The organism is Kitasatospora sp. NE20-6 (genome assembly GCF_045862635.1).
Genome location: NZ_BPRL01000019.1, coordinates 1 through 23,195 on the forward strand (window position 1 = coordinate 1; position 23,195 = coordinate 23,195).

The window sequence follows — 23,195 nt, forward strand, 5'->3', positions numbered from 1 at the left end:
TCGTCCCCCATCACCATGCCAACGACCACCATCTGCACTGGTCACGCTTCCGGCGACGAAGCCAGGCCCGCGCCCGCAAATCCCACTACAAACGCCGCGGACACAACCCCCAGATGCGGTTGCAGTACTAGGCTGCATGGGGATGACCTGGGCGTACGACCCGAACGGCCGCGACGACGCCACCTCGGTGGACGTGGTGCGTGCGGCGCTCGACCTCGGCGTCACCCTGATCGACACCGCCGACATCTACGGGCCTTACGACAACGAGGAGTTGGTCGGCAAGGCGCTGGCCGGCCCGTACCGGGACCGGGCCGTGCTGGCGACCAAGGCCGGCCTGGTGCCGGGCACGGACGGGGCCCGGGTCGGCAACGACGGGCGGCCGGAGCACGTCCGGCAGGCGATCGACGACAGCCTGCGCCGGCTCGGCACCGACCACGTCGACCTCTACCAGCTGCACCGGGTCGACCCGGCGGTGCCGATCGAGGAGACCTGGGGTGCGCTCGCGGAGGCCGTGACGGCGGGCAAGGCGCGGCAGATCGGCCTCTCCGAGGTGTCGGTGGAGGAGATCCGGCGGGCCCAGGCGGTGCACCCGGTCGCGTCGGTGCAGTCCGAACTCTCCCTGTGGACGCGGGACGCGCTCGCCGAGGTGCTGCCGTACACGGAGGCGAACGGCATCGCGTTCCTGCCGTTCTCGCCGCTCGGCCGGGGTTTCCTGGCGGGCCGGTTCGCCTCGGTCGCCGACCTGCCGGCGGACGACTGGCGGGCCACCCTGCCGCGGTTCCAGGCGGACGCGCTGGAGGCCAACCTCGCGCTGGTCGGGAAGACCCGCGAGATCGGCGAGCGGATCGGTGCCACCCCGGCCCAGGTGGCGCTGGCCTGGGTGGTCGCGCAGGGCCGGCTGGTCGTTCCCATCCCGGGCACCAAGACGCCGAAGTACCTGGCGGACAACGCGGCCTCGGCCGACGTGCAGCTGTCCGCGGCGGACCTCGCCGAGCTGGACGCCCTCCCGGCGCCGGTCGGCGCGCGGTACTGACGCCGGGCGGCGGCCCGGGGCTCCCCGGGCCGCCGACGGGTGCGACCGGCCCGTGACTCCGGCCGGTGCGGCCCCGCGCGCGGGGCCGTCAGCCGGTGGTGACCCAGATCAGCTTGCGGCCGGTCTCGGACGGGGCGGTGACCAGCGCGTCCTCCACCCGGTCGAGCCGGAAGCCGAGTTTGCGGGGCACGGCCGCGCTCGCCAGGTTGGCCTCGTCGCAGTGGATCTCGACGCGGCTGATGCCGGGCAGGGCGAGTGCGGCCGCCGTCAGCGCCCGGGCACCGGCGGTGGCGAGGCCGCGGCCGGTGTGGGTGCCGGCGATCCAGTAGCCCACCTCCAGCGCGCCCGGCCCGATGCGCCCGTGCAGGCCGAACGCGCCGAGGACGCCGTCGGGTTCGGCGTCCGTGCCGAGCACGTACATGAAGTCCGTTCCGGTGTCCCAGACTTCCTCGCCCGCCCGGGACATCTCCACGGTCTGGTCCATGGTCGGTGCGCTCCTCGCCCAGGGCATCCACGGGCGCAGGTACTCCAGGTTGGCGTGCACGGCGGCGTTCACGGCGGCGGCGTCCGCCACCCGTCGGCGGCGCAGGGCGGCCCCGCCGGGCAGGGCCAGCAGCTCGGGCGGCCGGGCGGGGGACACCGGATGCGGCGTGGTGCCAGGGACGTCGGCAGTGTGGTTCATGACAACGGATTATCCCCGCAGGCCAGCACCCCCGCCAAGGAATTCCGGCACGTGGCGGGCACCGCACGCCCGCCACCCGCGCCCCTCCGGTCAGCGCCGCACCGGTACGTCCCCGGTTCCCCGCGGTGGGCCGCCGGAGCCGTCGGAACCGCCGGGACCGCCCGTGCGGCGCTGCGGCGCTGCGTCCGGAGCCCGGAGCCCGGAGCCCGGAGTTCAGCGCCGGAGCTCAGAGTTCGCGGACGCCGCCGTCCTCGACGACCACCCTGCGGTTCACCGTCACGGCCTCCAGCATGCGCCGGTCGTGCGTGACCAGCAGCAGGGTGCCGGTGTAGGAGGCCAGCGCGGACTCCAACTGCTCGATGGCGGGCAGGTCGAGGTGGTTGGTCGGCTCGTCCAGCACCAGCAGGTTGACGCCGCGGGCCTGCAGCAGGGCGAGCGCCGCCCGGGTCCGCTCGCCGGGGGAGAGCGTCGCCGCGGGCCGCCCCACGTGCACGGCCTTGAGGCCGAACTTCGCCAGCAGCGTCCGCACCTCCTCCGGCGTCAACTCCGGTACGGCCGCCGCGAAGGCGTCCGACAGCGGCTCACCGCCGAGGAAGAGGCCGCGGGCCTGGTCGACCTCGCCGACGACCACGCCCGAGCCCAGCACGGCGCTGCCGCCGTCGAGTTCGAGGCGGCCGAGCAGCGCGGCGAGCAGGGTCGACTTGCCCGCGCCGTTGGCCCCGGTGATCGCGACCCGGTCGGCCCAGTCGATCTGCAGGTCGACCGGCCCGAACGCGAACTCCCCGCGGCGTACGGACGCGCCGCGCAGCGTCGCCACCACCGCACCGGAACGCGGCGCGGCGGCGATCTCCATCCGCAGCTCCCACTCCTTGCGGGGCTCCTCGACCACGTCGAGGCGCTCGATCATCCGCTGCGTCTGGCGTGCCTTGGAGGCCTGCTTCTCGGTCGACTCGGCGCGGGTCGACCGGGCCTTCTTGTCGTTGTCGCTGCCCTTGCGGCGGGCGTTGCGGACGCCGTGCTCCATCCAGTTGCGCTGCATCTGCGCGCGGGCCTCCAGCGAGGCCTTGGTGTCCGCGAAGTCCTCGTACTGCTCGCGCGCGTGCCGGCGGGCCACCGCGCGCTCCTCCAGGTACGCCTCGTAGCCGCCGCCGTACACGTTGACCTGCTGCTGGTGGAGGTCCAGCTCCAGCACCCGGGTCACCGTGCGGGCCAGGAACTCGCGGTCGTGGCTGATCAGCACGGTGCCGGCGCGCAGGCCCCTGACGAAGGACTCCAGCCGCTCCAGGCCGTCGAGGTCGAGGTCGTTGGTCGGCTCGTCCAGCAGGAACACGTCGTAGCGCGACAGCAGCAGCGAGGCGAGGCCCGCGCGGGCGGCCTGGCCGCCGGAGAGCGCCGTCATCGGGAGGTCCAGCGAGACCTTGAGGCCCAGCGAGTCGGCGACCTCCTCGGCGCGCTCCTCCAGGTCGGCGCCGCCGAGGTCGAGCCAGCGGTCCAGGCTCGCCGCGTAGGCGTCGTCCGCGCCGGGACGGCCCTCGACCAGGCCCTCGGTGGCCTCGTCCAGTGCGGCCTGCGCCTCCGCCACGCCGGTGCGGCGGGCCAGGAAGTCGCGGACGGACTCGCCCGGCCGGCGCTCCGGCTCCTGCGGCAGGTGGCCGACGTTCGCGGTCGGCGGGCTGAGCCTCAGCGAGCCGCCCTCGGGCGTGTCCAGGCCGGCGAGCAGGCGCAGCAGCGTCGACTTGCCGGCGCCGTTCACCCCGACCAGGCCGATCACGTCGCCCGGTGCGACGACGAGGTCCAGGCCGGCGAAGAGGGTGCGCTCGCCGTGGCCGGCGGCGAGGTCCTTGACTACGAGAGTGGCGCTCATGATGCGTCGATTCTAGGCGGGGCCGCGGGTGCGCCGATCCGGGCCCGCGGCCCCGCCCGTGCTACACGGACGTGCCGGACACCCCGGCGGGCTCCGCCCCGGCCCGGGCGGGCACCGGCACCCGCTGCGTCCGGCGCGCCCGGCGGGCCAGCAGCGGGTACAGCAGGACCGACCCGGCGATCACCGCGAGCCCGTACGTCACCGCCTGGGTGCCGCTCTCGACGTACTGCTGCCAGGCGGCCCAGGCGCAGACGGCGAGCAGGCCGGCGACGATGCCGCCGATGCTCCACCAGCCGCCGGGGATGCGGTACGGCCGCTCCAGCTCCGGCTCCCTGATGCGCAGGGCGATCAGCGCCGCGACCTCCAGCAGGATGCCGGTGTTGGTGAGGAAGACGTCGAAGATCACCAGGTTGGTGAAGCTGCTCAGGCAGAACACCGCGTAGATCGCCGAGGAGCCGACCACCGACGCGACCGGCACGCGGTAGCGGGGGCTCTCCTTCGCCAGCCACGCCGGGAAGTAGCCGTCCCGTGCCAGCACCAGCGGCAGCCGCGAGTTGGAGGCGAGGAGCGCCGAGAACATCGCGACGGCCGCGAACATGCCGCCCAGGGTGACCGCCCACTGCAGCCAGGGGCCGGCCAGCTGCCCGGCCACGGCGGAGAACGATCCGGCCTCCCAGCTGCGCCAGCCGGCGTCGCCGTCGGCCCCGGTGGCGAGCGAGGCGATGGTGGGCAGCAGGTAGCCGACCATGATCAGGACGACCGAGACGGCCAGCGCACGGGGCAGGTGCCGGCGGGGGTTCTCCATCTCGCCGGCGACGTTCGACACGCTGTCCCAGCCGCAGTAGTTCCACATCACGATGAACAGGCCGGCGCCGAAGGCGTTCCACGTCGACTGCCCGGCCGTCGCGGTCATCGTCCCGACCGGGTTGACGCCGTCGCCGACCAGGTGCGCGATGCCGATGCCGGAGAGGACCAGCATCGGCAGCAGGCAGATCACCGCGAAGACCACCGACGACTCGCCGACCCAGCCCGCGCCCAGCAGGTTGAGCAGGGTGAACACCACGATCACCGCGAGGCAGATGAACCAGTTCAGGTCGAACTGCAGGTGACCCACCCGGAACAGCACGTGCTCGCCGGGGGCGACCGCGCCCACCAGGCTCTGCAGGTAGCTGGTGAACAGCACCGGGTAGACCGCCATGTCGACAAAGCTGCAGATCCACTGCAGCAGGCCCTGCTGGAAGCCCCAGAACCGCCCCAGCCCGCGCTTGACCCAGTGGTAGTAGCCGCCCTCCTCCGGGATCGCCGTGCCGAGCTCCGCCACCACCAGCGCGTGCGGCACGCTGTAGATCAGCGGGGTGACCACGATCAGCAGGATCGCCATCCCCGGACCGGACGTCGAGAACAGCTCCTCGATGCCGTACGCGCCGCCCGAGACGCTGAAGAAGATCAGCGCCACCAGCGGCATCATCCGCACCCGCTTCGGCGCGGGAGGACGGGGCGCGGCGCGGTCCACCGGCACGGTGGTCATGGTCACCTCTGAGGGGTCGGGCCCGCGGGCGGCGCGGTGCGGGGGTGTCGGGCCCGCGGGGGGTCGGGCGGTCCCGTGCGCCGGTCCGGAGGGCCGGCGGCCCGGGCCGTGGCGGCGCCCCTGGGAGTCTCGGCCCTGCAGGCCGCCGTCACAATGGATCACCGTGCCAACCGTTGCGTGACGCCTTTGACAGAGTGCTGCGGGCCGCTGTGGCGGAGTGCCGCGGGCCGGCGACGGCACCGGCCCCCGGAAATTCCTTTGCGGCCGCACGGCGGCCCGCCTACCCTGGGACACGCACGTTCGTCCGTTCCCTCCCGTCTGGAGAAGGCCGTTGCTCGTCTGAGGTCATGAGACACCGCCCCCGCTCCCGCCGTTCACCGGCGGTCGAGTGCGTGTGAGCGTGCGACCTCGGACGTGAGCCGGCCCACCCCACGGTGCGCCGTGCCGTCCCCGTTCACCCCGCCGCTCCCGGTGTCTCCCGTGTTGCTCCCTCACCGTTCCGAAGCAACCGCAGGAGGCCATCCATGGCTCAACCCACCACGTCCGTCCTCTGCACCGACCTGTCCTTCGAGTGGCCCGACGGCGCCCCCGTCCTGCAGAACTTCCACCTCGCCGTCGGCCCCGGCCGCACCGGGCTCATCGGCCTCAACGGGGCCGGCAAGTCGACCCTTCTCCGGCTCGTCGCCGGCGACCTCACCCCGACCTCCGGCACCGTCCGGGTCGGCGGCGAGATCGGCTACCTGCCGCAGGGCCTCACCCTCGCGCAGGACGCGCGGGTCGACGAGGCGCTCGGCATCCGGGCCGCCCGCGAGGCCCTGCACGCCATCGAGTCCGGCGACACCGACGAACGGCACTTCACCGCCGTCGGCGACGACTGGGACGTCGAGGAACGCGCCCGCGCCACCCTCGACCGGCTCGGCCTCGGACACCTCGGCCTCGACCGCACCACCGGCGAACTCTCCGGCGGCGAGACCGTGCTGCTCAACCTCGCCGGGCTGCTGGTGCGCCGCCCCGACGTCCTGCTCCTCGACGAGCCCACCAACAACCTCGACCGGTCGGCCCGCGCCCGCCTGTACGAGGCGGTGGCCGCCTGGCGCGGCGTCATGGTCGTCGTCAGCCACGACCGCGAACTCCTCGCCCACGTCGACCAGATCGCCGACCTCCGGGACGGCTCCGTCACCTGGTACGGCGGCAACTTCGAGGACTACGAGAACACCCTCGCCGCCGAACAGGAGACCGCCGAACGCCTGGTGCGCAACGCCGCCGCCGACGTCCAGCGCCAGAAGCGCGACCTCGTCGACGCCCGGAGCCGCCTGGAACGCAGCGCCGCGTACGGGAAGAAGAAGTCCGCCAGCCGCAACGACCCGAAGATCTTCGCCGGTGCGTTCAAACGCAGGGCCGAGGAGACCGCGGGCCGGCTGAAGGGCATGCACGCCGAACGGCTCGCCGACGCCAGGGAACGCCTCACGGCCGCCGAGGAGGCCGTCCGCGACGACGCGGAGATCCGCGTCGACCTGCCGCGCACCGCCGTCCCGGCCGGACGCACCGTGCTCACGCTCGACCGGGTCCGGCTCGCCCACCGGGTCGCCGACGGCTCCCGCATCGACCTGGACCTCCGCGGGCCCGAACGCATCGCCCTGGTCGGACGCAACGGCGCAGGCAAGTCCACCCTGCTGCGCACCATCGCCGGCGAACTCGCGCCGGAGGAGGGGGAGGTGGGCACACCCGTGCCGACCCGGCACCTGCCGCAGCGGCTCGACCTGCTCGACGACACGCTCAGCGTCGTCGGCAACGTCCGGGAGTTCGCCCCCACCGCCGGGGAGAACGCGATCCGGGCCAGACTGGCCCGCTTCCTGTTCCGCGGCGACCGGGCCGACCGGCCCGCCGCCACCCTCTCCGGCGGCGAACGGTTCCGGGCGACCCTCGCCGCGCTGCTCCTGGCCGAACCGCCGCCGCAGCTGCTGCTGCTCGACGAACCGACCAACAACCTGGACCTGGCGAGCGTCCGCCAGCTCACCCAGGCCCTGGCCGGCTACCAGGGCGCACTGATCGTGGCCAGCCACGACGTGCCGTTCCTGCGCGCCCTCGGCATCACCCGCTGGCTGGAGCTGGACGGCGCCCTGCGCAGGGTCGACCCGCTGTAGGACGCCGGCCGCGCGGCCGGGTGCCGCCCGGCGTCAGCGCCGGGTCCCGGCGTGCGGTGCGGTCCCGGCCTGCCCGGCGCCGGCCGCCGCGGCGGGCTCCGGTGCGCCGCGGCGGCGTGCCAGCCGGGTGCCGAGCCGGTCGAGGCCGACCACGGCGACGCCCAGCACCACGAACTCGACGGTGAGCAGGCCCATCTGCCCCAGCACCCAGCCGTAGCCGTCGGTGGTCGGGTCGAGGAAGAAGTACGGGTACCTCAGCGGGAACGACGGGAGGAGCGCCGCCCGCAGCTCGGTCAGGGCGGCGTACCCGAGCGGGAACGCCAGCCAGAGCGGGACGTCCTTCCACCGCGAGGCGTTGCGCGGCTTCAGGCACAGCCAGTCGGCGAGCACCATCAGCGGCGTCGTGTAGTGCAGGAAGAAGCTCGACCAGTTCTGCAGCCGGTCGGGGCCGTCGAGCAGCCCGGGCAGCGGGTTCTCCCCGTGGTTGAGCAGGATGTGCGCGACCAGGCCGGTGATCGTGATGTACAGCGTCACCGCGCCGCGCAGCCGCGGGGCGGGCGCGTCCACGGTGCCGCGCTGCACCATCCAGTACGCGGCACCGAGGAAGTAGCCGAGCACGATGACGTTGCTCTCGATGGTGAAGTACACCAGCGAGCTGTTGCTGAGGAGGATCCCCAGGAAGGCCGAGAGCGCGATCGCCGCCCGCCACCAGAGGGCCGGCCTGGTCCACACCGTCATGTGCGCTGTTCCCCGTTCCCGCCCCGGTGCCCGCGGGGGCGCGGCCCGCCGTGGGGCGGCAGGGTGGAGGGGCGGGCCGGTCGCCGCACTCTACCCGCCGGTACGCGGCCGGGGAACCCGCGGGCGGACGGGCCCGGGTGGTCCCGCGGGCGGGGCCGCGGGCCGGGTCGGCCCGCGGCCCCGCCGCAGCGGGGTGCCGCTGTCAGACGGTGGTGCAGACGGTGCCGTTGAGGCTCAGCGCGGCGGGCACCGGGTTGCTGCCGGTCCAGCTGCCGTTGAAGCCGAAGCTGTACGAGGCGCCCGGGGCGAGGCTGGTGGCCCAGGCCGGGTTCGCGGCCGTCACGGTGCTGCCGGACTGCGTGAACACCGCGCTCCAGCCCTGGGTGACCTGCTGCCCGGCGGCCGGGAACTGCCAGCTCACCTGCCAGGGGCTGACCGCCGAGGTGCCGCGGTTGGTCACGGTGAGGTTGGCGGTGAAGCCGCCCGTCCACTGGTTGGCGATCTTGTACGAGGCCGTGCATCCGCCCGTGGGGTTGGGCGACGAGCTCGGGGAGGAGCTGGGCGAGGGGGACGGCGACGGGCTGGGCGACGTCGACGAGGAGGGGCTCGGGCTCGGGCTGGAGGTCGAGCCGCCGAACGCCGTCGCGACCGCCGTGTAGGCGGGCTTCGGCTGCAGGTTCCCGTCGTACAGGGTGGCCGCGCCGTAGCCGGAGAAGACGTCCGGCACCCAGGAGTCGGCGTCGTCCAGGCCCCAGACGGTCACGCCGACGCAGCGGGTGACGCCGCGGCAGGCGGTGATGACCTTGCCGTAGTCGGTGGCCTGGGAGGCGAGGGTGGTGGCGTTGGAGGGCGTCTGCATGCGGATGTCGAGCTCGGTGATGGCGACGTCGACGCCGAGGTCGGCGAAGCGCTGCAGGTTGGCCTTGAGGTCGGAGGGCACCTGGCCGAGGATCAGGTGCGCCTGGAAGCCGACGCCGTCGATCGGGACGCCCTGCTGCTTCAGCGACTTGACGAGGTTGTAGAGCGCGGTGCTCTTCGCGTTGATGCCGTCGGTGTTGTAGTCGTTGATGTACAGCTTCGCCGTCGGGTCGGCCGCGCGGGCCGCGGTGAAGGAGTCCGCGATCCAGCTGTCGCCGAGGTTGGTCTGCCAGAGGCTGGTGCGGCGGGTGCCGTCGTCGTTGAAGGCCTCGTTGACGACGTCCCAGGCGTAGACCTTGCCGGCGTAGCGGCCGGCCTCGGTGGCGATGTGCTGCGACAGCATGGTCTTCAACTGGGCCGCGCTGAAGCCGCCGTTGGTGATCCAGCTCGGCACCTGGCTGTGCCAGGCGAGGGTGTGGCCGCGGACGACCTGGCCGTTGGCCTGGGCGGCGGCGACGAGCCGGTCGGCGGCGGCCCAGTTGAAGTTGCCCTGGCTGGGCTCGACGGCGTCCCACTTCATCGCGTTCTCGGCGGTGACCGAGTTGAACTGGCTCTTCAGGAGCGAGGCGTAGGCGGTGGAGCCGGTGAGCTTGCTGTCGGAGACCGCGACGCCGATCTGGCGGCCGTCGTTGGTGGCGAGGGTGCGGAGCGGGGTGTCGGCGCCGTGCGCGGAGAGTGCGGACAGCGGGATGGCGACGGCGGCGAGCGCGGTGGCGAGGATCGCGACCAGGCTGCGGCGCGTGGTGGGGGCCACGGGGGCGTCCCTTCTGCGGGTCTGTACCGGGGAGTACTGCGACGCGCAGAAGCCCCCGGAGCATACGGGTGGTGGAAATTACTCCGAGGGGGTGGTGCAGACGCTACGGGCGGGACGCGGACCCGTCAATGGGTCCGGCGGGGAACGGCCGGACCCGGACGGGGTGTGACGGTGGTTCAGAAGTCGATCCGTGCGGTTTCGTGGGTGCGGGTCTCGATGCCGGTGGCGGCCTTGTCGATCAGCTGGTGCGCGAGGTTGGAGCAGGCGCGGGCGGCGGCGAGCTCCTCGCCGATGGTGGAGTCGGGGGAGTCGTCGGGGTTGCGGCGGGCGATGCCGATGCCGCGGACGCCGGGGGCGCTGAAGCCACTGAGGGAGGCCGTGCAGCTGGTGCGGCTCTCGTCCTCCTCGAAGTTCAGGTCGACGATCCAGTGGTTGTGCATGCGGATCACCTTCTCGGGCGGCGGTCGTCAGCCCCAGAATCCGCCCGTTGCGCGTGCTTGGCAAACGTGGGGCGCTGCGGCGGTGCGCGCGCCGGGGCCTTGTTACCGGCCGGTCACCTGCTTATCATCGCCACTGTGACAGCTTCACTGTCAAACAACGGAGGACGGCAGTGACGGAGCAGACCGCCCAGGGCCCGCTGGCCGGCGTACGCGTGGTCGAACTCGCCGGGATCGGCCCCGGCCCGTTCGCCGCCATGCTCCTCGCCGACCTCGGCGCCGACGTCGTCCGGGTCGACCGCCCCGGCCCGCCGCCGCTCGGCCCCGCACCCGCGCTCGACCTCACCAACCGCAACAAGCGGTCCGTCCTCGTCGACCTCAAGGCCCCCGGCGGCGCCGGCACCGTGCTCGACCTCGTCGAACGGGCCGACCTGCTCGTCGAGGGCTACCGCCCCGGCGTCGCCGAACGGCTCGGCGTCGGCCCCGACGCCTGCCTGGCCCGCAACCCCGCCCTCGTCTACGGCCGGATGACCGGCTGGGGCCAGGACGGCCCCCTCGCCGACCGCGCGGGCCACGACATCGGCTACATCGCCACGGCCGGCGTCCTCGACGCGGTCGGCGGCGAACCCGGCGGGCCGCCCGGCATCCCCGCCAACCTGCTCGGCGACTACGCCGGCGGCTCCCTCTACCTCGCCGTCGGCCTGCTCGCGGCCCTCCACCACGCCCGCGCCACCGGCACGGGCCAGGTGGTCGACGCCGCGATCGTCGACGGCGCCGCCCACCTCACCACCATGCTGTGGGGCCTGCGCGCCGCCGGGCACTGGCAGGACGCCCGCGGCACCAACCTCCTCGACGGCGGCGCCCCCCAGTACGGCGTGTACCGCACCGCCGACGGCGGGTACATGGCCGTCGGCGCGCTGGAGCCGCAGTTCTACGCCCGGTTCGCGGAGATCCTCGGCCTCGGCGACGACGCCCCCGACCCCTGGGACGTCCCCCGCCACGCCGAACTGCGCACCCGCATCGCCGAACGCTTCGCGACCCGCACCCGGCCCGCGTGGACGGCCCTCTTCGAGGGCACCGACGCGTGCACCGCCCCCGTGCTCACCGCCGGCGAGGCCGCCGACCACCCGCACCTCGCCGCCCGCGGCACGTACGTCCGCCACCACGGCGTCCCGCAGCCGGCCCCCGCCCCCCGCTTCTCCGCCACCCCCGCCGCGCTGCGCCGCCCGCCGGCCCTGCCCGGTGCGGACACGGCGGAGGTGGCCCGCGACTGGGACGTCCCCGCGCTCGCCGCCGGCCCCCGGGGCGGTCCGCAGGCGGGCTGACCGCACGCCGCACGGCCCCACTCCGGCCCGCCCCGCATCCGGCCCGCCCCACCCCGCACCGCCGACACCGCAGAGGAGCAGCAGGTGCAGCGCGAGATCTACACCGACGAGCACGAGGCCTTCCGGGAGACCGTCCGGGCGTTCCTCGCCAAGGAGGTGCTCCCGCACCACGAGCGCTGGGAGCAGGCGGGCATCGTCGACCGGGAGGCCTGGCTCGCCGCCGGCCGCCACGGGCTGCTGGGCCTGGCCGTGCCGGAGGAGTACGGCGGGGGCGGCACGCCGGACTTCCGGTTCCCGGCCGTGCTCGCCGAGGAGTTCACCCGGGCCGGGGTGAGCGGGCTGGCGATCGGGCTGCACAACGACATCGTCGGCCCGTACCTGACCTCGCTCGGCACCGAGGAGCAGAAGCGCCGCTGGCTGCCCGGCTTCTGCAGCGGCGGGACCGTCACGGCGATCGCCATGACGGAGCCCGGCGCCGGGTCCGACCTGCAGGGCATCCGCACCACCGCGGTCGACAGGGGCGACCACTACCTGCTGAACGGCAGCAAGACGTTCATCTCCAACGGCATCATCTCCGACCTGGTGGTCGTCGTGGCGCGGACCACCCCGGAGGGCGGGGCGCACGGGCTGAGCCTGCTGGTCGTGGAGCGCGGCACGGCCGGTTTCGGGCGGGGCCGCAACCTCGACAAGATCGGCCAGAAGGCGCAGGACACCGCGGAGCTGTTCTTCGAGGACGTCCGGGTGCCGAAGGAGAACCTCCTCGGCACGGAGAACCAGGGCTTCGTCCACCTCATGGCCAACCTCGCGCAGGAGCGGCTCGCCATCGCGGTCTCCGCCGTCGCGGGCGCCGAGCACCTGCTGGAGCTCACCACCGCGTACGTCAAGCAGCGCACCGCGTTCGGGCGGCCGCTGGCCAGGCTCCAGCACGTCCGCTTCGAGATCGCCGAGCTGGCCACCGAGTGCGCGGTGACCCGCACGTTCGTCGACCGGTGCATCACCGAGCACAACCGGTACGCGCTGACGCCCGTCGACGCGTCGATGGCCAAGTGGTGGGCCACCGAGCTGCAGAAGCGCACCGCCGACCGCTGCCTCCAACTGCACGGCGGATACGGCTACATGTCGGAGTACCCGGTGGCGAAGGCGTTCACCGACGGACGTATCCAGACCATCTACGGCGGCACCACCGAGATCATGAAAGAGATCATCGGCCGCTCCCTGCTCAGCTGACGACCAGCGAAAGGCTCCCCACCGTGACCACCGAAGCGTACGTCTACGACGCCGTCCGAACCCCGCGAGGCCGGGGCAAGGCGAACGGCTCGCTGCACGGCACCAAGCCGATCGACCTCGTCGTCGGCCTGATCCACGAGATCCGGGCCCGGTTCCCCTCGCTCGACCCGGCCGCGATCGACGACATCGTGCTCGGCGTCGTCAGCCCGGTCGGCGACCAGGGCTCCGACATCGCCCGGATCGCCGCCATCGCCGCCGGCCTGCCGGACACCGTCGCGGGCGTGCAGGAGAACCGCTTCTGCGCCTCCGGCCTGGAAGCCGTCAACCTGGCGGCGGCGAAGGTCCGTTCGGGCTGGGAGGACCTGATCCTCGCCGGCGGCGTCGAGTCGATGTCGCGGGTGAAGATGGGCTCCGACGGCGGCGCCTGGGCGATGGACCCGATGACCTCCTACGAGACGGGCTTCGTGCCGCAGGGCATCGGCGCCGACCTGATCGCCACCATCGGCGGCTTCAGCCGCACCGACGTCGACGCCTTCGCCGCCGAGTCGCAGGCGCGGGCCGCGAAGGCGCAGGCCGACGGGCTGTTCGACCGCTCGGTGGTGCCCGTCCGCGACCGCAACGGCCTGGTCGTCCTCGACCGTGACGAGTTCGTCCGCCCGGGCACCACCGTGGAGACACTGGCGGGTCTCAAGCCGTCGTTCGCGGCGATCGGCGAGATGGGCGGCTTCGACGCCGTCGCGCTGCAGAAGTACCACTGGGTGGAGTCGATCGACCACGTGCACCACGCCGGCAACTCCTCCGGCATCGTCGACGGCGCCGCGCTCGTCGCCATCGGCTCCCGCGAGATCGGCGAGCGGTACGGGCTGACGCCGCGCGCCCGCATCGTCTCCGCCGCGGTCTCCGGCTCCGAGCCCACCATCATGCTCACCGGTCCGGCGCCGGCCACCCGCAAGGCCCTCGCGAAGGCCGGACTCACCCCCGGCGACATCGACCTCGTCGAGATCAACGAGGCCTTCGCCGCCGTCGCCCTGCGCTTCATGGGCGAACTCGGCTTCTCCCACGAGCAGGTGAACGTCAACGGCGGGGCCATCGCGCTCGGCCACCCGCTCGGTGCCACCGGCGCGATGATCCTCGGCACGCTGATCGACGAGCTGGAGCGCCGCGACCAGCGCTACGGCCTGGCCACGCTCTGCGTGGGCGGCGGCATGGGCGTCGCCACCGTCGTCGAGCGCATCTGACCACCCCCACTCCCTGGAGAGAAATCCCCATGACCGAAGCAACCGCCATCCGCTGGGAGCAGGACGGGGACGGTGTGGTCACCCTCGTCCTCGACGACCCGGCGCAGTCCGTCAACACCATGAACGCGGCCTTCACCGAGGCGCTCGACGCCGCGGTGGAGAGGCTGCGGGCCACCGAGGGCCTGCGCGGGGTGATCGTGACCTCCGCCAAGAAGACGTTCTTCGCCGGCGGCGACCTGCACCTGCTGTCGTCCGTCGGGCCCGGCGACGCCGCCGCGACGTTCGAGCACGGCATGCGCATCAAGCGCGCCCTGCGCGCCCTGGAGACGCTCGGCCGGCCCGTCGTCGCCGCCGTCAACGGTGCCGCGCTCGGCGGCGGCCTGGAGATCGCGCTCGCCTGCCACCACCGCGTGGCCCTGGACGCCCCCGGCTCGAAGATCGGCCTGCCGGAGGTGACCCTCGGCCTGCTGCCCGGCGGCGGCGGTGTCGTCCGCACCGTCCGGCTGCTCGGCATCGCCGACGCCCTGCTCAAGGTGCTGCTGCAGGGGCAGCAGTACCGTCCGGCGCAGGCCCTGCAGCACGGCCTGGTCGACGAACTCGCCGCCACGCCCGAGGAGATGCTCGCCAGGGCGCGCGCCTTCATCGAGGCCAACCCGGAGTCCGTGCAGCGCTGGGACGCCAAGGGGTACCGCATCCCCGGCGGCACCCCGGCCACCCCGGCGCTCGCCGCCAACCTGCCCGCCTTCCCGGCGAACCTGCGCAAGCAGCTCGCCGGAGCGCCCTACCCGGCGCCGCGCAACATCCTCGCGGCGGCGGTCGAGGGTGCGCAGGTGGACGTCGACACGGCGATGGCGATCGAGGCCCGCTACTTCACGGAACTCGTCACCGGGCAGACCGCGAAGAACATGATCCAGGCGTTCTTCTTCGACATGCAGGCCGTCAACTCCGGTGCCGGGCGCCCGAAGGACGTCCCCGCCCGGCCGGTCACGAAGGTCGCGGTGCTCGGCGCCGGGATGATGGGCGCGGGCATCGCGTACTCCTGCGCCAGGGCCGGCATCCAGGTGCTGCTCAAGGACGTCACCCCGGAGGCGGCGGAACGCGGGAAGGCCTACTCCGCAAGCCTGCTGGACAAGGCCGTCGCGCGCGGCCGCACCACCCCGGAGGAGCGCGAGGCGCTGCTCGCCCGGATCACCCCGACCGCCGACGCGGCCGACCTCGCGGGCTGCGACGCCGTCGTCGAGGCGGTCTTCGAGAACCCGGAGCTCAAGCACAAGGTCTTCCAGGAGGTGCAGGACGTCGTCGCCCCGGACGCCCTGCTCTGCTCGAACACCTCCACCCTCCCGATCGGCCTGCTCGCCGAAGGCGTCTCGCGGCCCGCCGACTTCATCGGCCTGCACTTCTTCTCGCCGGTCGACAAAATGCCGCTCGTCGAGATCATCAAGGGCGCCCGCACCGGTGACGAGGCGCTGGCCCGCGCCTTCGACCTCGTGCGGCAGATCCGGAAGACGCCGATCGTCGTCAACGACTCCCGCGGCTTCTTCACCTCGCGGGTCATCGGCCAGTTCATCAACGAGGGCGTCGCCATGGTCGGCGAGGGCCTCGACCCGGTCTCCGTCGAGCAGGCCGCCGCCCAGGCCGGCTACCCGGCGAAGGTGCTCTCGCTGATGGACGAGCTCACCCTCACCCTGCCGCGCAAGATCCGCAACGAGTCGCGGCGGGCCGTCGAGGACGCCGGCGGCAGCTGGACGGCCCACCCGGCCGACACCGTGATCGACCGCATGGTCGACGAGTTCGACCGCACCGGCCGCAGCGGCGGCGCCGGCTTCTACGAGTACGCGGACGGCCGCCGCACCCGCCTCTGGCCCGGCCTGCGCGAGCACTTCACCCGGCCCGGCACGGAGATCCCGTTCGAGGACATGAAGGAGCGGATGCTCTTCGCCGAGGCCCTGGACTCCGTCCGCTGCCTGGAGGAGAACGTCCTCACCTCCGTCGCCGACGCCAACGTGGGCTCCATCCTCGGCATCGGCTTCCCCGCGTGGACGGGCGGCGTGCTGCAGTACATCAACGGCTACGACGGCGGCCTGCCCGGATTCACGGCCCGGGCACGGGAGCTGGCCGCCGCCTACGGCGACCGCTTCCTCCCGCCGCCGCTGCTGGAGGCGATGGCCGCCGACGGCCGCACGTTCCGCGACTGACGACCGCGCGCCGACGGCCGGACGACCGCGCACCCTGCCCCCGGCGGGCGCGCGGTCCGCGGTCGGGTTCCCGTCCCGCCCGGGTGCCGCTCAGGCGCGGAACGTCCGCCGGTACGTGCCCGGGGAGACGCCGATCGCCGCGTGCAGCCGGGTGCGCAGCGTGGCGTCGGTGCCGAAGCCTGCGCGTTCGGCGATCCGGTCCACCGGCAGGTCGCTGCTCTCCAGCAACTCCCGTGCCAGGTCGACCCGCTGCCGGGTGAGCCACTGTCCGGGGCTCAGCCCGACCTCGGCGCGGAACCGGCGGGTGAACGTGCGGCGGCTCATCCCGGCGTGCGCGGCGAAGTCGGCGAGCCGGAGCGGCTCGTGGAGGCGGGCGAGGGCCCAGGCGCGGGTGGCCGAGGTGCCGGTGTCCGCCGTCGGTGGCACCGGCCGCTCCACGTACTGCGCCTGGCCGCCCTCGCGTTGGGGCGGCACGACGCAGCGCCGGGCGACCTGGTTGGCCACCGCGCTGCCGTGGTCGAGCCGGACGAGGTGCAGGATCAGGTCGATGCCGGCCGCCGCGCCCGCCGAGGTCAGCACCCGGCCCGCGTCGACGAAGAGCACGTCGGGCCGGAGTCCGACCCGGGGGAAGACCCGGCGGAACCGCTCCGCGTGGTGCCAGTGCGTGGCCGCCTCGCGGCCGTCCAGCAGGCCGGCCGCCGCGAGCGGGAAGGTGGCGATGCAGATGCCGACGATCCGGGTGCGGGGGCCGACCAGGTCGAGGGCCCGGGCGACGGCGGGCGGCAGGGAGTCCGGGCCGGCGATCCGGGCGAAGTCCTCGGACGCCGGGATCACCACGGTGTGCGCCTCTGCGAGGGCCGTGGCGTCACGCTCGACGGTGATCGAGAAGTCGGCGGCGGTCCGGACGGGCCGCCCGTCCGGCGAGCAGGTGACCACCTCGTAGAGCGGGCGCCCGTCGGCGTCGGTGGCGGCTCCGAACAGGCGGGAGGGCAGGCTCAGCTCGAACGGGATGACCCCGTCCACGGCGAGGACGACGACGCGGTGCATGGCCCGATCCTTGCACATCGTGGCCCCCGGGCCACTTCCGTCCCTGGTCGGCCCCGGACGATCCTGGTGGCATGACGACGATGAAGGCGATCAGCCAGGACACGTACGGCGGCCCCGAGGTGCTGCGCGAGATCACGACCGACCGCCCGGTGCCGGGCCCTCCGAGGTGCTCGTTCGCGTCCGCGCGGCCGGCATGAACCCCACCGACTGGAAGCACCGGCAGTTCGGCGGCTTCCTCGGCCGCCTGCCGCTGGTGCTCGGCTGGGACGTCTCCGGCGTGGTGGAGGCCGTCGGCATCGGCGTCACCCTGCACCGGGTGGGCGACGAGGTGTTCGGCATGCTGCCCTACCCGCACGGCGTCGGCTCCTTCGCCGAGTACGTCACCGCCCCGGCCCGGGCACTCGTCCGCAAGCCGGAGAACGTCGACCACGTGCAGGCCGCGGCGGTCCCGTTGGCCGCGCTCACCGCCCGGCAGGTGCTCGTCGACGCCGCGGACGTGCAGCCGGGACAGCGGGTGCTCGTCCACGCCGCCGCGGGCGGCGTCGGCCACCTCGCCGTACAGATCGCCAAGGAGCGCGGCGCGTACGTGATCGGCACCGCCAGCGCCCCCAAGCACGCCCTCGTGCGGGAACTCGGCGCCGACGAGGTGATCGACTACCGTACGGCGGACTTCGCCGCGGCCGGCCCGGTCGACCTCGTGCTCGACACCATCGGCGGCGACACCGCGCTGCGCTCCCTCGGCGTCCTGAAGCCGGGCGGCCGGCTGATCACCATCGCCCTCGGGGCCCTGCCCGAGGGCCTCGCCGCGGCGGCGGCCGCCCGCGGCGTCCGGGCCGACGCCCTCCTGGTCGAGGCCGACCAGGAGGGCATGCGGGCCGTCGCCGACCTGGTCGCGGCCGGACGGCTGCGCGCGGTCGTCGAGGCGGTCCTCCCGCTCGCGGACGCCGCGAAGGGCCACGCGCTCGGCGACACCGGCCATGTCACGGGCAAGGTGGTGCTCACCGTCGCGGAGTGACCGCGGACGGCGCTCCGGTCGTGACGGGCACCGCCGCGCAGCGCCGTGCCGTGCGGCCCGTCAGGGCCGGCCGATCCGGTACAGCACGTTCGTGCGGAGCGGCCCCTCGGGGGCCTCCGGGTCGTCGAAGTCGTCCGCCGGGTCGCGGGTCATCCCGAGCCGCTGCATGACGGCCTGCGAGCGGTGGTTGGCGACGGTGGTGACGGCGAGGACCTCCGGCAGTCCGAGGTCCTCGAAGCCGAAGTCGAGGCACGTGCGGGCGGCCTCGGTGGCGTAGCCGTGGCCCCAGGCCTCGCGGGCGAGGCGCCAGCCGATCTCGACCCCGGCGAAGGGGAGGCCGGGGTCGACGTCGTCGAGGCCGGCGAAGCCGATGAAGGTGCCGGTGGCGGTGGTCTCGACGGCCCACCAGCCGTAGCCGCGGGCCGCGAACTCCGCCCGGAAGGCGGCCACGGAGGCGTCGGCCTGCGCACGGGTCAGGACGGGGCCGAGGTGCCGGCGCACCTCGGGGTCGGCGTTCATGGCGGCCCAGGGGGCGAGGTCGGAGTCCTGCCAGGGCCGGAGGGTGAGGCGGGCGGTGCGGAGTACGGTCATGCGGCCACCCAAGCGCCGTGCGGGGCTGCGGTCCAGCCGTTTTCGCCGCAGGTCAGTCGGTGCCGCCGGCGAGCTCGTCGGCGAGGGAGCGCTGGAAGGCCGTGACGATGGCCTGCACGACCATGGGCTGGATGCGGTCGGCGAGGCTCTTCATGTGCGCGAGGGCGTCGGGGTCGGGGCCGCTCTCGCGGTAGGGCTTCCACACGGTGTCGCGGAAGAGGCGGTGCAGGTCGTGGGCGGTGGCCCGGCTGTGCAGGCGGACGACGGCGCGGGCGGCCAGCAGGGTCTCCAGCGGGATGGGGACGTCGAGGATGCGGACGCCGAGCGGCAGCAGGCCCGGGTCGGTCTTGAAGACGTCGGGGTCGTCGGTGCGGTGGAGGGCGCCCATGGCGACGAGCCGGTCGACGTCCGCGTCGGAGAGCTCGCGCCCGACCCGCCGGGCGAGTTGGGCGCGCCCCGCCTCCTCGGCCGCCTCGGGTGTCCAGGAGGCGACCAGGGCGCGGTGGATGGCGAGGTCCAGCGAGCCGATGTCCTCGGGGAGTTGGGCGAGGTAGCGTTCGATGGCCGCCAGAGTGAGGCCCTGCCGCTGGAGTTCCTCGATGAGTTCGAGCCGGCCGAGGTGTTCGGGACCGTACAGGCCGACCCTGCGGGGGCCGAGCTCGGGCGGCGGCAGGAGCCCCTTGGCGGCGTAGAAGCGGAGGGTCCGGACGGTCACCCCGGCGCGCGCGGCCAGCTCGTCCACGGTCAGCCGCGGCACGTCCGTGGTCATCCTCTGCGCTCCTCCGCCCTGGCCGGCCGTCCCTCGCGCGGGGCGGCCGGTGCTGCTCCCGGTGCCGGTCCCGCCCGGTGCAGCAGTCCTGCTGGGACAGTAGCAGTGGGACAGTGCCCCGCGGCGGCCGCCCGGCTCCCGTCCGCGGTGTCGGCGGGTCGGGCCCGGCGGGCCCTCCCGCGCCCGGGAAAGCGCTCTACGCTGATCGGCATGAGCCCTTCGATCGCCACCAGCACCCGGGTGGGTCTCGACGAACTGCTGGAGTTCGTCCGCCCCCGGCACCGTGCCCTCCTCCTGACCCGCCGGGCCGACGGCAGCCCGCAGGCGTCCCCGCTGACCTGCGGGGTCGACGCCGAGGGACGCATCGTCGTCTCCACCTACCCGGAGCGGGCGAAGACCCGCAACGCCCGCCGGGACGCCTCGGTCAGCGTGGTCGTGCTCTCCGACGAGTGGGACGGCCCGTGGGTGCAGATCGACGGCGAGGCGGAGGTGATCGACGCGCCCGAGTCGGTCGAGCCGCTGGTCGAGTACTTCCGCACCATCGCGGGCGAGCACCCGGACTGGGACGAGTACCGCGCGGCGATGGTGCGGCAGGGCAAGTCGCTGATCCGCGTCACCCCGCGCCGCTGGGGCCCGGTCGCGACGGGCGGCTTCCCGGCCCGGCTGGTGCAGGACCCGCAGTAACGGCGCGCGGCGCGTACGGGACGCCCCCGGCGGTCGGGCCGGGGGCGTCCGTACGCGGCCGCCCGCGCGGGGTGTCAGGCCGCGGTGAGCGGCAGCAGGTCGGCGTGGTGGCGGCGGGTCACCTCGGGGTGGGCCCGGAGGTAGCCCTTGAGCTCGTTGCGTCCGAACTCGGCGTAGAGCGGGTTCGCCGGGTCGTCGGTCGCGCCGGGCGCGTGGTGGGCCTGCGGGAAGTCGAGCGGTTCGACGTGGGCGTCCAGGCGCGGGTTGTAGAAGAACGGCACGGAGAACCGCTCCCGGGCGCCGGGCGGGCTGACCACGCGGTGGCTGGTGGCCTTGAGGTAGCCGTCGGTGGCGACCTCCAGCAGTTCGCCCAGGTTGACGACGAAGGCGCCCTCCATCGGGGGCACTTCGAGGTACGAGCCGTCCGCGCGCTCCACCTGGAGGCCGCCCACGGTGTCCTGGAGGAGCAGGGTGATGAAGCCGTAGTCCTTGTGCGAGCCGACGCCCTGCGCGGCGCCGTCCGGGGCGGTGCCGGGGTAGCGGACGAGCTTGAGGCGCAGGTGCGGGTGGCCGGCGAAGGCGTCGTCGTAGAAGTCGGGGCGGGCGCCGATGGCGGTGAGCAGCTCGCGCAGGAGGCGCCGGCCGACGCCGCCGAGGCGGTCGATCCAGTGCAGGGCGGCCTCGCGCAGCTCGGGCAGCGCGGCCGGCCACTGGTTGGGGCCCTCCAGCCACCAGTACGGCGGTTCGCCGCGGTGGGGCACGTGCGGGGGCAGCTCCGCGCCGATGTCGAGCTGGTCGCGCCAGTCGCGGCTGCCGCCGGTGCGTTCGTCGCCGGTGCGGGTGTAGCCGCGGAAGTGCGGCGAGTTGAGGTTGCTGACGGCGAGCCGGTCGGCCTCCGGGAGGGCGAAGAAGGCGTGCATCGCCGCGGTGAGGGCGCCGGTCTCGGCCGGGGTGACGCCGTGCCCGACGAGCTGGAAGAAGCCGACCTCGGTGGCGGCGGCCCGGAGTCCGGCGTGGAGCCGGGCGCGCTCCTCGGGGCCGCCGTCCGCGAGGGACAGGTCGATCACGGGGAGGCCGGTGCTGGGGGACTGCTGGGTCATGGGTGACATCCCTGGGGTGTCGGTGCCCCGGACGGGCCCGGTGGTCACCGGGGATGCTGCCGCTGCCGGGCCGGGTGCGGCCGGTGCAGCGGTGCCGGGGGAGTCTGTGTGCCCTGGGCCGGGGATCTGCCCCGTACAGGGCGGAGGGCGGGCGGGGTCAGCCGGAGCGTCGACAGGACGCGCTCGTGACGCGGAGCAGGTCCACGTGGCGCCGGCGAACGAGAAGGAGCACGTCAACCAGCGTAACGGACCGCGACCGGCGGTGGCCGGGCCCGCCGGGGCGGGGGGCTCACGTGGTGAGCGCGCGGGCCGCCCGTTCGCGGAGCTCGTTCTTTCTGACCTTGCCGCTGACCGTCATCGGGAAGGCGTCGACCACGTGCACGTGGCGGGGGGTCTTGTAGTGGGCGAGCCGTCCGCGGCAGTACGCGGCGACCTCGTCGGCGGTGAGGCCGGCGGCCGGGTCGCGGAGCACCACGAAGGCGCAGATCTCCTCGCCGTACCGCGGGTCGGGCACGCCGACCACCTGGACGTCCGCGATCGCGGGGTGGGTGTGCAGGAACTCCTCGATCTCGCGCGGGTAGACGTTCTCGCCGCCACGGATGATCATGTCCTTGATCCGGCCGACGACCGCCAGGTAGCCGTCCGGACGCATGACGGCGAGGTCGCCGGTGTGCATCCAGCCCTCGGGGTCGACCACCTCGGCGGTGCGGACGGGGTCGTCCCAGTAGCCGAGCATGACGGAGTAGCCGCGGGTGCAGAGCTCGCCGGTCGCACCGCGGGCGACGGTGCCGCCGGTGTCCGGGTGGACGACCTTGACCTCCAGGTGCGGCAGCACGCGGCCGACCGTGCCGGTCCGGTGGTCGAGGTCGTCGTCGCGCCGGGTCTGCGTGGAGACGGGCGAGGTCTCGGTCATGCCGTACGCGATGGCGACCTCGGCCATGTGCATCTCGGTCTGCACCCGCTTCATCACCTCGACCGGGCACGGCGAGCCGGCCATGATGCCGGTGCGCAGCGAGGTGAGGTCGTACGCGGCGAAGTCCGGGAGGCCGAGCTCGGCGATGAACATCGTCGGCACGCCGTAGAGCGAGGTGGCGCGTTCGGCGGCGACCGCGTGCAGGGCCGCGGCCGGGTCGAAGCCCTGGCCCGGCAGGACGACGCAGGCGCCGTGGGTGAGGGCCGCGAGGTTTCCCATGACCATGCCGAAGCAGTGGTAGAGCGGTACGGGCAGGCAGATCCGGTCGTGCTCGGTGTAGCCGACGAGCTCGCCCACCCAGTGGCCGTTGTTGAGGATGTTGCGGTGCGAGAGGGTGGCGCCCTTGGGGAAGCCGGTGGTGCCGGAGGTGTACTGGATGTTGATCGGGTCGTCGGGGGAGAGGTCGTCGGGCAGGGGGCCGTCGCCGTCGAGTTCCTGCCAGGCCGGGTCGCCGATCCAGAGCGTCTCGCGGAGGCCGGGGCACTGCCCGCGGACCTCGGCGACCATGGCCCGGTAGTCGCTGGTGCGGTAGGCGGGCTGCGCGACGAGCAGGCTCACCCCGGACCGGTCGAGCGCGTACGCCAGCTCGTGGGTCCGGTAGGCGGGGTTGATCGTGACGAGGACCGCGCCGAGCCGGGCGGTGGCGTACTGCACGAGCACCCACTCGGGACAGTTGAGCGCCCAGATGCCGACCCGGTCGCCCCGGCCGACGCCGCGCGCCCGCAGGCCGCGGGCCACCCGGTCGACGTCCCGGGCGAGTTCGGCGTACGTCCAGCGGCGGCCGCTCGGCACGTCGACCAGCGCCTCGCGGCCGGGGAACGCGGCGGCGGTGCGCGCCAGGCACCGGCCGATCGTCTCGTCCAGCAGCGGGACGTCCGTCCGTCCGCGCGCGTGGGACGCCTGCTCGGTCACCGTCGACCTCCTGGCCCGGGG

Annotated in this window: 19 protein-coding genes and 1 pseudogene; 8 read left to right on the forward strand and 12 right to left on the reverse strand. The window is 74.1% G+C overall.

What is annotated here, in order from left to right:
* Positions 1–136 precede the first annotated feature (136 nt).
* On the forward strand, positions 137–1,033 hold the full coding sequence (locus SNE206_RS16375) for an aldo/keto reductase (protein ID WP_407914102.1): 897 nt from the start codon (positions 137–139) through the stop codon (positions 1,031–1,033).
* An 88-nt stretch (positions 1,034–1,121) separates the two neighbouring features.
* Here SNE206_RS16375 and SNE206_RS16380 read toward each other — a convergent pair whose 3' ends face one another.
* The 3 genes from SNE206_RS16380 to SNE206_RS16390 form a co-directional block, all read right to left on the reverse strand.
* Positions 1,122–1,715 (reverse strand): GNAT family N-acetyltransferase; N-acetyltransferase, encoded by a 594-nt coding sequence (locus SNE206_RS16380; RefSeq protein WP_407914103.1) that lies wholly within the window; start codon positions 1,713–1,715, stop codon positions 1,122–1,124.
* 226 nt (positions 1,716–1,941) lie between these two features.
* The gene (locus SNE206_RS16385; RefSeq protein WP_407914104.1) at positions 1,942–3,579 is read right to left on the reverse strand and encodes an ABC-F family ATP-binding cassette domain-containing protein; all 1,638 of its coding nucleotides are present in this window, start codon (positions 3,577–3,579) and stop codon (positions 1,942–1,944) included.
* A 61-nt stretch (positions 3,580–3,640) separates the two neighbouring features.
* Positions 3,641–5,107: an APC family permease gene (locus tag SNE206_RS16390; protein ID WP_407914105.1), complete on the reverse strand. Its 1,467-nt coding sequence runs from the start codon at positions 5,105–5,107 to the stop codon at positions 3,641–3,643.
* Positions 5,108–5,631: 524 nt separating this feature from the next.
* Here SNE206_RS16390 and SNE206_RS16395 point away from each other — a divergent pair.
* Positions 5,632–7,251 carry an ABC-F family ATP-binding cassette domain-containing protein gene (locus tag SNE206_RS16395; protein ID WP_407914106.1) on the forward strand — a complete coding sequence of 540 codons (1,620 nt, stop codon included), beginning with the start codon at positions 5,632–5,634 and terminating at the stop codon, positions 7,249–7,251.
* A gap of 33 nt (positions 7,252–7,284) precedes the next feature.
* Here the strand turns inward: SNE206_RS16395 and SNE206_RS16400 are convergent, their stop codons facing one another.
* The 3 genes from SNE206_RS16400 to SNE206_RS16410 all read right to left on the reverse strand — a co-directional run bounded on the left by SNE206_RS16400 (position 7,285) and on the right by SNE206_RS16410 (position 10,101).
* A complete protein-coding gene (locus SNE206_RS16400; RefSeq protein WP_407914107.1) occupies positions 7,285–7,989 on the reverse strand; it encodes a Pr6Pr family membrane protein in 705 nt (234 codons plus the stop codon).
* A 202-nt stretch (positions 7,990–8,191) separates the two neighbouring features.
* A complete protein-coding gene (locus SNE206_RS16405; protein WP_407914108.1) occupies positions 8,192–9,661 on the reverse strand; it encodes an endo-1,4-beta-xylanase in 1,470 nt (489 codons plus the stop codon).
* A gap of 176 nt (positions 9,662–9,837) precedes the next feature.
* Entirely contained in the window at positions 9,838–10,101 is a 264-nt protein-coding gene (locus SNE206_RS16410; RefSeq protein WP_405014016.1) for a DUF1876 domain-containing protein, read from the reverse strand.
* A gap of 170 nt (positions 10,102–10,271) precedes the next feature.
* Here SNE206_RS16410 and SNE206_RS16415 point away from each other — a divergent pair, with 170 nt between their 5' ends.
* The 4 genes from SNE206_RS16415 to SNE206_RS16430 all read left to right on the forward strand — a co-directional run bounded on the left by SNE206_RS16415 (position 10,272) and on the right by SNE206_RS16430 (position 16,083).
* The gene (locus SNE206_RS16415; protein ID WP_407914109.1) at positions 10,272–11,423 is read left to right on the forward strand and encodes a CaiB/BaiF CoA transferase family protein; all 1,152 of its coding nucleotides are present in this window, start codon (positions 10,272–10,274) and stop codon (positions 11,421–11,423) included.
* 84 nt (positions 11,424–11,507) lie between these two features.
* Entirely contained in the window at positions 11,508–12,650 is a 1,143-nt protein-coding gene (locus SNE206_RS16420; RefSeq protein WP_407914110.1) for an acyl-CoA dehydrogenase family protein, read from the forward strand.
* Between the two features lie 23 nt (positions 12,651–12,673).
* A complete protein-coding gene (locus SNE206_RS16425; RefSeq protein WP_407914111.1) occupies positions 12,674–13,888 on the forward strand; it encodes an acetyl-CoA C-acetyltransferase in 1,215 nt (404 codons plus the stop codon).
* A 29-nt stretch (positions 13,889–13,917) separates the two neighbouring features.
* Positions 13,918–16,083: a 3-hydroxyacyl-CoA dehydrogenase NAD-binding domain-containing protein gene (locus SNE206_RS16430; RefSeq protein WP_407914112.1), complete on the forward strand. Its 2,166-nt coding sequence runs from the start codon at positions 13,918–13,920 to the stop codon at positions 16,081–16,083.
* Between the two features lie 90 nt (positions 16,084–16,173).
* Here the strand turns inward: SNE206_RS16430 and SNE206_RS16435 are convergent, their stop codons facing one another.
* Entirely contained in the window at positions 16,174–17,130 is a 957-nt protein-coding gene (locus SNE206_RS16435) for a GlxA family transcriptional regulator (protein WP_407914113.1), read from the reverse strand.
* An 80-nt stretch (positions 17,131–17,210) separates the two neighbouring features.
* On the opposite strand from SNE206_RS16435, the pseudogene SNE206_RS16440 reads away from it, so the two are divergent.
* Positions 17,211–18,145, forward strand: a pseudogene (locus tag SNE206_RS16440) (NADP-dependent oxidoreductase).
* A 60-nt stretch (positions 18,146–18,205) separates the two neighbouring features.
* Here the strand turns inward: SNE206_RS16440 and SNE206_RS16445 are convergent.
* Together SNE206_RS16445 and SNE206_RS16450 are read right to left on the reverse strand one after the other, a co-directional pair.
* A complete protein-coding gene (locus tag SNE206_RS16445) occupies positions 18,206–18,736 on the reverse strand; it encodes a GNAT family N-acetyltransferase (RefSeq protein WP_407914114.1) in 531 nt (176 codons plus the stop codon).
* A gap of 52 nt (positions 18,737–18,788) precedes the next feature.
* Entirely contained in the window at positions 18,789–19,505 is a 717-nt protein-coding gene (locus SNE206_RS16450; protein ID WP_405014022.1) for a MerR family transcriptional regulator, read from the reverse strand.
* Positions 19,506–19,715: 210 nt separating this feature from the next.
* Here SNE206_RS16450 and SNE206_RS16455 point away from each other — a divergent pair, with 210 nt between their 5' ends.
* Positions 19,716–20,189 carry a PPOX class F420-dependent oxidoreductase gene (locus SNE206_RS16455; protein ID WP_407914115.1) on the forward strand — a complete coding sequence of 158 codons (474 nt, stop codon included), beginning with the start codon at positions 19,716–19,718 and terminating at the stop codon, positions 20,187–20,189.
* 74 nt (positions 20,190–20,263) lie between these two features.
* On the opposite strand, the gene SNE206_RS16460 is transcribed toward SNE206_RS16455, so the two are convergent.
* The 3 genes from SNE206_RS16460 to SNE206_RS16470 form a co-directional block, all read right to left on the reverse strand.
* On the reverse strand, positions 20,264–21,289 hold the full coding sequence (locus SNE206_RS16460) for an isopenicillin N synthase family dioxygenase (protein ID WP_407914116.1): 1,026 nt from the start codon (positions 21,287–21,289) through the stop codon (positions 20,264–20,266).
* Between the two features lie 157 nt (positions 21,290–21,446).
* A complete protein-coding gene (locus tag SNE206_RS16465) occupies positions 21,447–21,521 on the reverse strand; it encodes a putative leader peptide (RefSeq protein WP_405015558.1) in 75 nt (24 codons plus the stop codon).
* A 57-nt stretch (positions 21,522–21,578) separates the two neighbouring features.
* Entirely contained in the window at positions 21,579–23,174 is a 1,596-nt protein-coding gene (locus tag SNE206_RS16470) for an AMP-binding protein (protein WP_407914117.1), read from the reverse strand.
* Between the last annotated feature and the right edge of the window lie 21 nt (positions 23,175–23,195).

Excerpts from the sequence above, each read along its gene's own strand:
- SNE206_RS16375 (WP_407914102.1), top strand. The coding sequence starts at position 137 with ATGGGGATGACCTGGGCGTACGACCCGAACGGCCGCGACGACGCCACC.
- SNE206_RS16380 (WP_407914103.1), bottom strand. The coding sequence starts at position 1,715 with ATGAACCACACTGCCGACGTCCCTGGCACCACGCCGCATCCGGTGTCC.
- SNE206_RS16385 (WP_407914104.1), bottom strand. The coding sequence starts at position 3,579 with ATGAGCGCCACTCTCGTAGTCAAGGACCTCGCCGCCGGCCACGGCGAG.
- SNE206_RS16390 (WP_407914105.1), bottom strand. The coding sequence starts at position 5,107 with ATGACCACCGTGCCGGTGGACCGCGCCGCGCCCCGTCCTCCCGCGCCG.
- SNE206_RS16395 (WP_407914106.1), top strand. The coding sequence starts at position 5,632 with ATGGCTCAACCCACCACGTCCGTCCTCTGCACCGACCTGTCCTTCGAG.
- SNE206_RS16400 (WP_407914107.1), bottom strand. The coding sequence starts at position 7,989 with ATGACGGTGTGGACCAGGCCGGCCCTCTGGTGGCGGGCGGCGATCGCG.
- SNE206_RS16410 (WP_405014016.1), bottom strand. The coding sequence starts at position 10,101 with ATGCACAACCACTGGATCGTCGACCTGAACTTCGAGGAGGACGAGAGC.
- SNE206_RS16430 (WP_407914112.1), top strand. The coding sequence starts at position 13,918 with ATGACCGAAGCAACCGCCATCCGCTGGGAGCAGGACGGGGACGGTGTG.
- SNE206_RS16435 (WP_407914113.1), bottom strand. The coding sequence starts at position 17,130 with ATGCACCGCGTCGTCGTCCTCGCCGTGGACGGGGTCATCCCGTTCGAG.
- SNE206_RS16445 (WP_407914114.1), bottom strand. The coding sequence starts at position 18,736 with ATGACCGTACTCCGCACCGCCCGCCTCACCCTCCGGCCCTGGCAGGAC.
- SNE206_RS16450 (WP_405014022.1), bottom strand. The coding sequence starts at position 19,505 with ATGACCACGGACGTGCCGCGGCTGACCGTGGACGAGCTGGCCGCGCGC.
- SNE206_RS16455 (WP_407914115.1), top strand. The coding sequence starts at position 19,716 with ATGAGCCCTTCGATCGCCACCAGCACCCGGGTGGGTCTCGACGAACTG.
- SNE206_RS16460 (WP_407914116.1), bottom strand. The coding sequence starts at position 21,289 with ATGACCCAGCAGTCCCCCAGCACCGGCCTCCCCGTGATCGACCTGTCC.